General features: G+C 71.1%; 11 protein-coding genes. 5 read left to right on the forward strand and 6 right to left on the reverse strand.

Translation table 11 applies throughout. The annotated features are described in order from the left end of the window. Window positions 1–13 precede the first annotated feature (13 nt). Window positions 14–1,327, reverse strand: coding sequence for an isocitrate lyase (aceA, locus tag ABG090_RS04725; RefSeq protein WP_347756871.1), 1,314 nt, complete (start codon window positions 1,325–1,327; stop codon window positions 14–16). A 143-nt stretch (window positions 1,328–1,470) separates the two neighbouring features. Between aceA and ABG090_RS04730 the strand changes: the two genes are divergently transcribed. Continuing rightward, a complete protein-coding gene (locus tag ABG090_RS04730; protein ID WP_347756873.1) occupies window positions 1,471–2,958 on the forward strand; it encodes an ImmA/IrrE family metallo-endopeptidase in 1,488 nt (495 codons plus the stop codon). On the opposite strand, the gene ABG090_RS04735 is transcribed toward ABG090_RS04730, so the two are convergent. The 4 genes from ABG090_RS04735 to ABG090_RS04750 form a co-directional block, all read right to left on the reverse strand. Then, a complete protein-coding gene (locus ABG090_RS04735) occupies window positions 2,955–3,422 on the reverse strand; it encodes an adenylyltransferase/cytidyltransferase family protein (RefSeq protein ID WP_347756875.1) in 468 nt (155 codons plus the stop codon). The two genes, ABG090_RS04730 and ABG090_RS04735, sit on opposite strands and share 4 nt — an antisense overlap. 83 nt (window positions 3,423–3,505) lie before the next feature. Next, window positions 3,506–4,837: a hypothetical protein gene (locus tag ABG090_RS04740; protein ID WP_347756877.1), complete on the reverse strand. Its 1,332-nt coding sequence runs from the start codon at window positions 4,835–4,837 to the stop codon at window positions 3,506–3,508. Window positions 4,838–4,913: 76 nt separating this feature from the next. Then, on the reverse strand, window positions 4,914–5,861 hold the full coding sequence (locus ABG090_RS04745) for a glycosyltransferase (protein WP_347756879.1): 948 nt from the start codon (window positions 5,859–5,861) through the stop codon (window positions 4,914–4,916). Next, window positions 5,858–6,895 (reverse strand): glycosyltransferase, encoded by a 1,038-nt coding sequence (locus tag ABG090_RS04750; RefSeq protein WP_347756881.1) that lies wholly within the window; start codon window positions 6,893–6,895, stop codon window positions 5,858–5,860. The genes ABG090_RS04745 and ABG090_RS04750 overlap by 4 nt, the downstream gene beginning before the upstream one ends. 109 nt (window positions 6,896–7,004) lie before the next feature. On the opposite strand from ABG090_RS04750, the gene ABG090_RS04755 reads away from it, so the two are divergent. From ABG090_RS04755 to ABG090_RS04765, 3 genes are read left to right on the forward strand one after another with little or no spacing between them, the layout of a single operon-like run. Then, window positions 7,005–7,739, forward strand: coding sequence for a CDP-alcohol phosphatidyltransferase family protein (locus tag ABG090_RS04755; RefSeq protein ID WP_347756883.1), 735 nt, complete (start codon window positions 7,005–7,007; stop codon window positions 7,737–7,739). Beyond that, window positions 7,736–8,689: a glycosyltransferase family 2 protein gene (locus ABG090_RS04760; protein ID WP_347756885.1), complete on the forward strand. Its 954-nt coding sequence runs from the start codon at window positions 7,736–7,738 to the stop codon at window positions 8,687–8,689. Before ABG090_RS04755 ends, ABG090_RS04760 begins: the two co-directional genes overlap by 4 nt. Beyond that, complete coding sequence (locus ABG090_RS04765) at window positions 8,686–9,303, forward strand: hypothetical protein (protein WP_347756887.1); 618 nt, start codon at window positions 8,686–8,688, stop codon at window positions 9,301–9,303. Before ABG090_RS04760 ends, ABG090_RS04765 begins: the two co-directional genes overlap by 4 nt. Here ABG090_RS04765 and ABG090_RS04770 read toward each other — a convergent pair. Further along, window positions 9,300–10,370 carry a glycosyltransferase family 1 protein gene (locus ABG090_RS04770; protein ID WP_347756889.1) on the reverse strand — a complete coding sequence of 357 codons (1,071 nt, stop codon included), beginning with the start codon at window positions 10,368–10,370 and terminating at the stop codon, window positions 9,300–9,302. The two genes, ABG090_RS04765 and ABG090_RS04770, sit on opposite strands and share 4 nt — an antisense overlap. Window positions 10,371–10,575: 205 nt before the next feature. Between ABG090_RS04770 and ABG090_RS04775 the strand changes: the two genes are divergently transcribed. Further along, complete coding sequence (locus ABG090_RS04775; protein WP_347756891.1) at window positions 10,576–11,244, forward strand: hypothetical protein; 669 nt, start codon at window positions 10,576–10,578, stop codon at window positions 11,242–11,244. Window positions 11,245–11,247: the final 3 nt, after the last annotated feature.

Genomic DNA, 11,247 nt, shown 5'->3' on the forward strand with positions numbered 1-11,247 from the left:
GATCGGTGCGTGCTCAGTCGAACTGCTCGGACTCGGTGGAACCGGCGAGCGCCAGCGTTCCCGAGTTGGGGTTGAGTGCGGTGGCGACCTGGTCGAACCAGCCCGTGCCGACCTCGCGCTGGTGCTTGGTCGCGGTGTACCCCTGCGCCTCGGCGGCGAACTCGCGCTCCTGCAGGTCGACGTAGGCGGTCATGTGGTTGTCGGCGTAGCCCTTCGCCAGGTCGAACATGGAGTGGTTCAGGGCGTGGAAGCCAGCCAGGGTGATGAACTGGAAGCGGAAGCCCATCGCACCCAGCTCGCGCTGGAACGCCGAGATCTGGTCGTCGTCGAGGTGCTGCTTCCAGTTGAAGGACGGCGAGCAGTTGTAGGCGAGCAGCTGGTCGGGGAACTCGCTCTTGATGCCCTCGGCGAAGGCGCGCGCGATCTCCAGATCCGGCTTGCCGGTCTCCATCCAGAGCAGGTCGGCGTACGGGGCGTAGGCCCGGCCGCGGGCGATGCAGGGCTCGATGCCGTTCGCCACCTCGTAGAAGCCCTCGCTCGTGCGGCCGCCGGTGAGGAAGCGGCGGTCGCGCTCGTCGACGTCGCTCGTGAGCAGCGTCGCCGCCTCGGCGTCGGTGCGGGCGATGATGATGCTCGGCACCCGCTCCACGTCGGAGGCGAGGCGCGCGGCGTTCAGGGTGCGCACGTGCTGCTGCGTGGGGATGAGCACCTTGCCGCCCAGGTGGCCGCACTTCTTCTCGCTCGCGAGCTGATCCTCCCAGTGGACGCCGGCCGCGCCGGCGACGATCATGCTGCGCATGAGCTCGAAGGCGTTGAGCGGGCCGCCGAATCCGGCTTCGGCATCGGCCACGATGGGCGCGAACCAGTCGTCGACGGTCGAGGTGCCCTCGCCGCGCTCGATCTGATCGGCACGCTGCAGCGCGTTGTTGATGCGGCGGACGACCGCGGGCACCGAGTTGGCGGGGTAGAGCGACTGGTCGGGGTAGGTCTGGCCCGACAGGTTCGCATCCGCGGCCACCTGCCACCCCGAGAGGTAGATCGCCTCGAGGCCGGCGCGCACCTGCTGCACGGCCTGGTTGCCGGTCAGGGCGCCCAGGGCGCGGATCGGCGTGGGGTCGGCGTGCAGGCGCTCGAACAGGCGCTCCGCACCGCGGCGCGCCAGCGTGTGCTCCTCGGTCACGGAGCCGCGCAGTCGGACGACGTCCGCAGCGGTGTAGTCCCGGACGATGCCGTTCCAGCGGGCGTCCGCCGCCCATTCCAGCTCCAGCTCAGCGGCTTCGGTCGCCAGCGTGCTCCGGGTGTCCGGTGTCCGGTCCTGCTCGGTCATGATGCGCTCCTTGGATTGGATCGGTCCTCGTGCGAGGGATGGTGATGACCACTCTGTGGGCAGATCTGAAGCACGAGGTGGCGACTCAGGATTGAAGTTCTGCATTTCTGCCACCCTGCGCAGTTCTGCCGTATGGTGCTCGCATGACCCGCGCATCGTCGACCACTGGCACCTGGAACCGACCCGCGCGATCGGCCCCGGAGCCCGAGCCCGTCGACGCGCTGCAGCTGGGGAAGTCCCTGCGCCACGCTCGGAAGCAGGCGGGGCTCACGCTCGACGGCGTGCACGACGCCATCGGGCTCGCACCATCGCAGCTGTCGGGCTTCGAGCTCGGCAAGCGCGAGGCGCGCTTCTCGCAGCTGCAGCAGCTCGCGTCGCTCTACGGGGTCACGCTCGCGCAGCTCACCGGCACGGCACCGCCGTCGAAGCGTGCGGCCATGGAGCTGCGCCTCGAGCGCGCCATGCAGTCATCCACGTGGCAGCAGAAGCGGCTGCCGACGATGCGCATCGGTCCGCGCACGCCCGACGACGTGCTGGAGACGATGCTGGCGCTCGTGGACGAGCTGGATCGGGTCGCCGAGGAGCGCGTGGCGACGCCGGAGGAGGCGCGCAGAGCGAACACGCAGCTGCGCAGCGAGATGCGCTCGCGCGACAACCACTTCCCGGAGATCGAGGCGGAGGCCGCGGCGATGCTCGCGAAGGTCGGCTACCAGTCGGGGCCGCTGTCGCAGCACCTGATCGCCGCGATCACGGAGCGGCTGGGCTTCTCGCTCCACCACGTCGGCGACCTGCCGCACTCGACGCGCTCGGTGATGGACTACAAGCGCAAGCGCATCTACCTCTCGCGCTCGACGCGCACTGGCCACGACCCGCGTTCGGTGCTGCTGCAGGCGCTCGGCCATCACGTGCTGGGGCACTCCGTGCCCGCGGATTTCGGCGCGTTCCTGCGGCAGCGCATCGAGACGAACTACTTCGCGGCAGCACTGCTGATGCCCGAGCGCACCGCTGCCGAGTTCCTCGCGAACGCGAAGCGGGAGCGGCAGCTCGCGGTCGAGGATCTCCGCGACGCGTACGCGGTCTCGTACGAAGCCGCCGCGCATCGCCTGACGAACCTGGCGACCGTGCACCTGGGGATACCGCTGCACTTCCAGAAGGTGCACGAGTCGGGCATCATCTACAAGGCCTACGAGAACGACGGTGTGACGTTCCCCGCCGACCACACCGGCGCCATCGAGGGGCAGCCGGTCTGCAGGCGGTGGACGAGCCGGGAGGTCTTCGACGTCGCCGACAAGGTGAACCCGTTCGAGCAGTACACCGAGACCCCGTCCGGCACCTTCTGGTGCACGGCGGTGACCGAGCGCAGCCAGAGCGGCGAGTTCTCGCTCTCGATCGGCGTGCCGTTCTCGGAGGCGAAGTGGTTCCGGGGCCGGGCGACCAAGGAGCGATCGGTGTCGCGCTGCCCGGATCCCACCTGCTGCCGACAGCCGCCGCCCGACCTCGCCGAGGAGTGGGCGGGCCAGGCCTGGCCGAGCGCGCGGGCGCACTCGCACCTGCTGGCGGCGCTGCCGCCGGGCGCGTTCCCCGGCGTCGACGAGACCGAGGTCTACAGCTTCCTGGCTGCGCGCGACTAGAAGGCGGCAGCGCGGCGAGGAGACCGGCGCCTCGTCGCATCCGCCATCTCGTCCAGCTGCGAGAGGGCGCGCCGGAGCACGCTGCTCGACGTGTGCGCCGTGTAGGGGAAGTAGACGATCTCGACGCCGACCTCGGCGAACTCGCGCTCGAGCCGCAGCCCGCGCTCGGTGCCTCGCCAGTCGTCGCCCTTGAAGAAGTGCGTGAAGCCGACCTCTCGCCAGGTGTCGAGCTTGTCGGGCACCGTCTCGACGTGCACGCGATCGACCCAGCGGATGGAGCGAACGATCTCGACGCGCTCCAGCGTGGGGATCACCGCCTCGACGCCCTTGACCTCGTGCAGCATCTCGTCGCTCACGACGCCGGCGACGAGCTCGTCGCAGTGCTCGCGTGCCTGGCGGAGCAGGTTGAGGTGGCCGACGTGGAAGAGGTCGAACCCTCCCGCTGCATACCCGATGCGTGTCATGCGCCCTCCTTTGCGTAACAGTGTTACACGACGGAGCGTACTGCATCCTCGGGAGGCGCGGGAGAGCGGCTGGCGGCGAGACCTCAGCTCCGAGGCACGTCACTGATGACGTACTTCGTCTTGCCGCCCGTGTAGGGCAGTGCGGTGACCTTCTCCAGGCGCACCGGCACCTCGCCCGCGACCCGGTCGCGCAAGCCGGCGAGCGCGGCGTCGATGTGGCGGGCCGCATCGGCGCCATCGCCTTGGACGACGCGCACGACGATGGAGGCGTCACGCTGCTGGTGGATCTGGAACTGGCGCACCGCTTCGGGGTGCGCACCGAACATGGCCATGAGCCGGTGCGCCAGCACGACCCCGCTCGGCAGTCGGATCATGTCGGTGTCACGACCCTTCGGCTGCTCCATGAGCGGCAGTGCACGCCCGCACGGGCACAGCCCCTCCCGGAGCGCCCCCTGGTCGCCGGTGCGATAGCGGATGAGCGGGAAGACGCGGTTGCGCAGATCGGTGATCGCGATGTCACCGACCTCTCCCGCGGGCAGGCTGCGTCCATCGGCCCCGACGACTTCGATGCGATGCACGTCGGAGAAGATGTGCAGCCCGTCGCGCTCAGCGCACTCTCCTGCGAGCCAACCGAACTCCGAGCCTCGGTACTCGTCGTACACGGGAGCGCCGAACACGGCCTCGAGCCGGGCGCGCGCCGGGGCAGGGAGAGGCGCCGCGGTGGTCGCGACCGCGGTGAGGGGAGGCATGCGCAACCCTTGCTGCTCGACGAAGTCGGCGAACTCGAGCAGAGCGCCGACATAGCCCTCCAGCAGCTTCGGGCGCTGACGGACGATCGTGCGATGGAACCTGGCCATCGAGTCCTCGGAGATGTGTGCGGCGTCGAGGTAGGTCTGCCGAGTGGGCCACCAGGCGAGCGCATTCTGCACGGCCTCGCGACGACCGAAGCTCCACCTCCCGATCCGCGCCAGGTCATCGTGCGGTCCGACGCCCCACCAGGAGTACATCCGCCACGCCAGCGCCAAGGTGGGCACGCGTGCATCGTGCATCGTCCGCAGCGGTTCTCCGGTGCTGCCGCCCGTCAGTGCGGTTCGCGTGGTCGACCTGCTCGCCTCGCGCGTCGTCAGGTCGCCGCTGCGCGCCTTCACCATGGCTCGGTCGAGCAACGGGAGGCGCTGCCACTCGGACGGATCGCGGATGTCCTGGGCGCGGATGCCCATGTCGCCGTACAGGTCTCGGTAGAGCGGTGACTCGCGCATCGCGAAGGCGACGATCGACTCGGCGAGCCGGTTCTCCTCAGCTCGCAGCGCGGAGGGCGCCATGCGCTCGTTGGCGAGGAGCTCGTCGAGGAAGCGACCTGACGAGGCGCGCACCGTCCTGACCTTCGCGTTGAACACCGCGCTCCGCAGGGACATGCTGATCACCGTACGCCGCGCGAAGAGCGAGTGCGAGCAGGAGGCTCGACGCGAGCGCGATGCAGGATGGGCACGATCAGGGCAGCGCCGGTGCCGGAGTGGCGCGCGCGTACTCGAACTCGTCGCGACCGACCGCGCCCAGGATTCGCCCCTGCGCGAACCAGATCCGCCGCCGGTAGCCAGCGCTGCCGGCCAGATCCCCACGCGCCCTGGCGGTCAGCTCGGCGACTGCGAACGCGGGCAGGCGGACGATTCCGCCGACCAGGAATCCGGCGCGCTTGGCCAGATTGCTGGCGCGGGTGTCGGCTCTCGTGAAGAGGCGCGCTCGCACTTGACCCTGGCAGATCGTGCGTCGGCGCACGAATGCGCGCGTCGTGCGTGCCGCTTCGATGTCGTCCCGCGCCACGGAATCGGCTGACGCGACGATCACACCGCCGCTCGCGAGCAGGTCGCGCCCGAACTGCACGTCCGAGCCGCCGGAGAGCCCGAGCGAGACATCGAATCGGACGCCGAGGGCGCGCACCTTCGCTGCGTCGATGAGCACGTTGCCGGTCACGAACGTCGACAGTCGCTGCCCGGTCGGGAACTCGGTGCGCCGCACGAAGCCTCCGGCCGCGATCCAGGGGTCGGTGCCCTCCGGCCACACGTAGCGGACGTAGCCCATCACGGCTGCCGGCTGATATCGCAGCCACGCGTCGACGAGGCCCTGGAGCCAGCCGGGCTCGGGCATGAGGTCGTCGTCGATCATGACGACCAGTTCGTCGTCTGCCGCCGCATCCAGCGCTGCTTGGCGATTGGCCGCGATGCCGGGGATCGGCTCGGCGAGATAGTCGACGCCGAGCGTGGCTGCCGTCTGCTCAGCGGACCGGTCGGGATCGTTGTCCACGACGAGGAGCCGGAGGTCGGCCTCCACGGTCTGCGCGTCCTGCCGGATCGCGCGCACGAGCGCAGGCAGCTGTGGAACACGGCAGTACGTCGGCACGGCGACCAAGACCGGCCGGTGCACCGCGGCGTCGCTCCTCACGGCCGCCGCCGAGCGTCGCGGTGCGCGACCGCCTGCGAGAACGCGGTGCGATGCAGCGGGCCTGCGCGGTCCCAGTCGCGCAGCGAGAGATCCGGCGCCGCAGTGCGCGGGGCGTCGAGCGAGGCAGCGAAGTGCGCGACATGCTCGCCGGTGAGGGCGCCGTCGAACATCGTGATCCAGTCTGGCCCGACTTCGCGCGCCAGTGCCTCGTTGATCTCCGTGCGCGGCACGAGGACGGGGCGCTGCAAGGAGAGCGCCGCGAGCACCGTGCCGGAGTTGAGCATGAATCGGTACGGTAGCACCAATCCCGAGACTTGCGTAACAGCGTCCACGAACTCCTCCTCGGACAGATAGCGGAGGTCGAGGGAGACCCTGGCATCGAGCGCGGCGCGCCGACGGACCTCGCGCGCGACCTGCTCGGACGAAGGATTGCCGGCGATGCGCAGCCGGAGCTCCGGGTGCCGCGAGGCCGTGGTGCCGAAGGCGTCGAGCAGCTCTTCGACCCCCTTGTAGGGGCGCACGAGGCCGACGAATCCGAGCAGGTTCCGAGACGGCTCGGCCGCAGGCATCGCGGCGAACCAGTCGCGGTAGTGCCCGTGACGGATCAGCGTCGACGGCACGTCCGCGGGGATCCCGGTCAGCTCGTGCAGCAGGATGCGATGGTCGGTCCTGCGCTCGAGCCATGCGAGATAGCGTCGCTCCCACGGCGTCGAGCTGGCGTGCGGCTCGAGGTTGTGCACGGTGCGAAGCACGGCGATGCGCGAGAGCGCGAGCCGGATCCGGAGCGCCTCAGCGAAGATGCGGCGCGCGGCGACGCGGACCGGGCTCGACCCACCGAAGAGCGTGTCTGGCCAATGGAACTGGATCGCGTCGTAGCGACCGAGGAGCGCGCGGCGGCGATCGAACCGGAGGTGCTCGACCCCGGGGGTGGCTGCCAGCGCGGCATCCAGCATGTGCACGTAGGGGTTGGAGGTCGGCCGAGGCGGGCCGAAGGACTGCATGACCCTGATGGGCCGACGACTCCCGGTGCGCATGGCGCCAGTGTGCCACCTTGCCCCGCGGCGCGGGCCTGGGCCTAGACTCGGCGCCAGTCGCCTCGCGCGCAGCGGGGTCCGGCTCTGGCAAGCAGGCGGGGGTGTGAGGATGACCGAGGCGTTCGCCGACACGTACCGCAGGCTGGCCAGCACGCAGAAGGGTCACGCGCGGGGCGCACCGGGCTATTCGGTCTACGTCAATCGCCGCATCGGCCGAGTGCTCGCCGCTGCGGCATTCCGGTGGGGCTGGACGCCCAACGGAGCGACCGCGTTCAGTGCGCTGCACACCTTCGTCGGCATCGGCCTGCTCCTCGCGCTGCCCACCCAGTGGTGGTCGGGCGTGCTCATCGCCGTGCTGCTGGCGCTCGGCTACGCCTGGGATTCCGCCGACGGGCAGCTCGCGCGGCTGCGCGGGGGAGGAAGCCTCTCGGGGGAGTGGCTCGACCACTTCGTCGATGCGCTCAAGATCGCCTCGCTGCACCTCGCGGTGCTGCTCGCGCTGTGGCTGCACACGCCCTACCGCGACACAGCGTGGCTGCTGGTGCCGCTCGTGTTCTCGATCGTCGGCGTCGTCACCTTCTTCGGCATGCTGCTGAACGACCTGCTGAAGGGCAAGGCCGGCGTGCGATCCACGCACGCCCGCGGCGGCGGCACGTTCGCCCGCTCGATGCTGCTGATCCCCACCGACTTCGGGCTGCTCTGCCTCGTCTTCCTGCTCTGGGGATGGACGACCGGCTTCCTCTGGATCTACACCGCGCTGGCGCTCGCGAACGCCGCCTTCCTGATGCTCGCCGCGGTCAAGTGGTTCACGGAGATGCAGCAGCTGGACCGGGACTCGCAGTGACGGGCGAGGTGGCCGCGCCGCTGCCCGCGTTCGCGGTCGTGATCGTGAACTTCGGCTCGAGCACGCTGCTGCGGGAGCACGCCGCGTCGATCGAGCTGCCCGCCGGTGGCCGGATCATCGTGGTCGACTGCTTCAGCGGCAGCCGGGAGCAGGCGCGCGTGCGCGAGCTCGCGGAGGAGCACGGCTGGACGGCGGTGCTGCTGGAGGAGAACCTCGGCTTCGGCGGCGGCACGAACGCCGGCGTGGCACGAGCGGACGAGCTGGGCGCCCGAGTCGTCGTGGCGCTGAACCCCGATGCGCGCATCGACGCAGCATCGCTGAGGGCGCTCGTGACGGCGGTGCAGCGCGATCCCATGCTGCTCGCGTCGCCGACGATCGTCGGACCTGGCGGCGAGCCGTGGTTCGCCGGCGCCGACCTGTACCTCGCGGACGGCGCCGTGCGCGGCGCCCGAGCGCGGCCGCGCTTCCCCGGCGCCGACCGGCGCGAGTGGGCCACCGGGGCGTGCTTCGCGATCTCGCTCGAGCTCTGGCATGCCACGGGGGGCTTCGACGAGGAGTACTTCCTCTACTGGGAGGACGTCGATCTCTCGCATCGCGTGCTCGACCGGGGAGGGCGCTGGGCGCTCGTGGACGCGACGGTCGTGCACGATGCCGGCGGCACGCAGGAGGTGGTGCCCGGCCGCGCCAAGTCGGACATCTACTACTACTACAACATCCGGAATCGGCTGCTCTACGCGGCGAAGCACCTGGATGAGGAGCACGTGCGTGGATGGCTGCGCACCGCGCCGAGGGTCGGGCTGGATGTGCTGCTGCGGGGAGGACGGCGCCAGCTCGTGGTGTCGATCCGGCCCTGGCGGGCATACCTGCGCGCGCTGCGGGACGGGCGCCGGCTCGTCCGCGAGCATCGCACTGCCCGGCAGCCGCACACGACTCGCGGGGCCGTCCGATGAGCGCACCCGATGGCGGCATCCTGGTCGTCTGCACGGCGAACGTCTGCCGCTCGCCCATGGCCGAGTTCGCACTGCGACGAGGCTTCGGGCAGCGCGCCGGGCTGGACGGTGTCGCGGTCGCGAGCGCCGGCGTGCGCGTGGCGGAGGAGCGGTCGGCGTGCGCGGAGGTGATCGCCTTCCGCGATGAGCCCGCGTGGGCCCAGATGGGGTCAAAGCACCGGGCCCGCGCGCTCGAGCCCTCGATGATCCGAGCCGCGGCGCTGGTCGTGACGGCCACGCGCGAGCAGCGCTCCTCGGTCGTGGCGGCCGCCCCGGAGATGCGAGGCGTCGTGTTCACGCTGCGCGAGGCCCTCTGGCTCGGCAACGACTACGAGCGCGGCGACAGTACGCCTGCGCCGCGCGCCGTGGCGGCCTTCCGCGAGCACATCCACGGCATGCGCGGCCTGCGTCCGCTGCCGACGCAGGCGCGGCGCCGCTTCTGGCGGGCGGGCCCCGACCCCCTCGACATCCCGGACGGTCACGGCGGCGGCGCCCGGGACCACCACGCGGCGATGCGTGCGGCACTCGCCGCCGGCAACCAGCTCGCCGAGCTCATCGGCGGGCGCGGCAGCTAGTCGGCCAGCCGCGCCGACCGGATCGCGCCGCGCAGCCTGCGCACCGCGGCGTCCCAGGTGTAGTCGGCGATGGCGCGCTCGCGTGCCGCTGCGCTCGGCCGAGCACCCCACGTCGCGTCGAGCTGCGCCGCGGCAGCCGCCTCGTCGAGCGGCGGCACGAACGCCGCGTAGTCGCCGACCGTCTCTCGGAACACCGGGATGTCACTCACGAGCAGGGGCGACCCGAAGCTCGCCGCCTCGACCGATGGCATGCCGAAGCCCTCGTCGAGGCTGAGCGAGATCGTCAGCGCCGCGTGCGCGTAGAGCCAGGCGAGCTGCTCATCGGGCACCGGCCCGAGCATCACGATCCTGCCGTCTTGCAGCAGCGGCCGCGCGCGCTCCGGCACGGTCGATCCGCGACCGGAGTGCTCGACGCCGCCGACGACGACGAGCGGGCTGGTCGGCGTGATGCGCCTGGAGCGGGCAGCCGCGTTCATCACGGTCTCCAGGTTCTTCCGCACGTTCAGCCGTCCGACCGTGACGGCGAACTCGGCATCGGCGGCGATCGCCGGCGGCCGCTGCATCGCGCCCTGCAGGCCCGGCGGCACGCCGAGGCCCGTGACGACCGGCGGTCGCAGGCGCGGCGCATGCCGCAGCACCCGGGCCGCCTCGGTCTCGGTGGAGACCGCCACGATCGACGCCCGTCGCGCCCAGGGGAGCATCGGCGCGAAGTAGGCGCGCTCTGCGCGCGAGAACCACTGCGGCTGCTCGAGGAACATCACGTCGTGGATGAACACGAGCGAGGGGCCGGACGCGGGCGTGTAGTTGTGGCAGACGACGATGTCGGCGCTCGTGCGGGAGGCGATCCGGGGCAGCTCCCAGCGATTCGACAGCGCATGCGGCCACAGGCTCGTCCTGGCAGTGCCCGCGCCATCCGGGAGTCCGGCCGCCTCCGCGTCCCGTCGCAGCGCGACGATCAGCTCGTCGTGCGGGAATGCCCTCGTCCAGGCCAGCAGCAGCTCTCGCTGCACCGTCCGATTGGCGCCTGGTCCACGCTGCCACCAGTAGGCGTCGAACAGGACTCGCATCTGACCTCCTCAGGCGGGGCCCCGGTGGGTGTGCCTGCTCCTGAGGTCATCCTAAGCCAGGGCTCGTAGATAGGTAACAGCGTTATGGCTACGCTCCGAACAGGCGGTACCCCAAAGCGAGGTTGCGAAGGATGTGGAACCGGTCGGGGAGCCGCAGGTCACGACAGTCTGGAGAGACGTGGACGCCCAACGACGCGCTCGTCGAATGCATCGCTCGACGACAGCAGTCCTGGCAGCGGGGTTCGCTGCCGCGATCGCGCTCGGGCTCACGGCCTGCGGAGGCTCTTCCGCGACGCCCGCCTCCAGCACCACGCCCGGCCCGCAGCCCGCTGCCTCGCCGTCGGCGGCGCCGAGCGCCTCCGCCGCCCCGAACGCCGCGGCACCGACGCCGAGCGCATCGCCTCGCCCGGCCCGCATTCCTCCGCCCGGTGCTGAGGACGTCGACGCGTCGACGCCCGACGGCCCGCTCATGGCCGCGCCGCTGCCGACCACCGCGGCCGCCATCGACGAGGCGGTGTCGTTCGACACCGGCATGGTGATCGAGATCGTGGCGGTCGATGCGATCACCGTGACCGCCGAGACGCCCGGAGAGGTCGACGGGCCCGCGGTCCGCGTCACCGTCTCCGCTCGCAACACCTCGAGCGAGACGCAACCGGTCGACTCCGCCCTGGTGACCGTCGTCGCCGGCGACGAGCTCGGGATCGGCACAACGGCCGGCAACCCGTCGCCGCTGTCGGGGGATGTCGCGCCGGGCGGCGCCGTCAACGGCACCTACATCTTCATGCTCGACCCGGCAGCTGATCGCGAGATCACCGTGTCGGTCAACTATGCCGCAGGCGAACCCGTCGCGGTCTTCACGGGAACCACCTCCTGACAG

The sequence above is a fragment of the Agrococcus sp. ProA11 genome (assembly GCF_039880525.1).
GTDB lineage: Bacteria > Actinomycetota > Actinomycetes > Actinomycetales > Microbacteriaceae > Agrococcus > Agrococcus chionoecetis.

Excerpts from the sequence above, each read along its gene's own strand:
- ABG090_RS04770 (WP_347756889.1), bottom strand. The coding sequence starts at position 10,370 with ATGCGAGTCCTGTTCGACGCCTACTGGTGGCAGCGTGGACCAGGCGCC.
- ABG090_RS04750 (WP_347756881.1), bottom strand. The coding sequence starts at position 6,895 with ATGCGCACCGGGAGTCGTCGGCCCATCAGGGTCATGCAGTCCTTCGGC.
- ABG090_RS04775 (WP_347756891.1), top strand. The coding sequence starts at position 10,576 with ATGCATCGCTCGACGACAGCAGTCCTGGCAGCGGGGTTCGCTGCCGCG.
- ABG090_RS04735 (WP_347756875.1), bottom strand. The coding sequence starts at position 3,422 with ATGACACGCATCGGGTATGCAGCGGGAGGGTTCGACCTCTTCCACGTC.
- ABG090_RS04730 (WP_347756873.1), top strand. The coding sequence starts at position 1,471 with ATGACCCGCGCATCGTCGACCACTGGCACCTGGAACCGACCCGCGCGA.
- ABG090_RS04755 (WP_347756883.1), top strand. The coding sequence starts at position 7,005 with ATGACCGAGGCGTTCGCCGACACGTACCGCAGGCTGGCCAGCACGCAG.
- ABG090_RS04765 (WP_347756887.1), top strand. The coding sequence starts at position 8,686 with ATGAGCGCACCCGATGGCGGCATCCTGGTCGTCTGCACGGCGAACGTC.
- aceA (WP_347756871.1), bottom strand. The coding sequence starts at position 1,327 with ATGACCGAGCAGGACCGGACACCGGACACCCGGAGCACGCTGGCGACC.
- ABG090_RS04740 (WP_347756877.1), bottom strand. The coding sequence starts at position 4,837 with ATGTCCCTGCGGAGCGCGGTGTTCAACGCGAAGGTCAGGACGGTGCGC.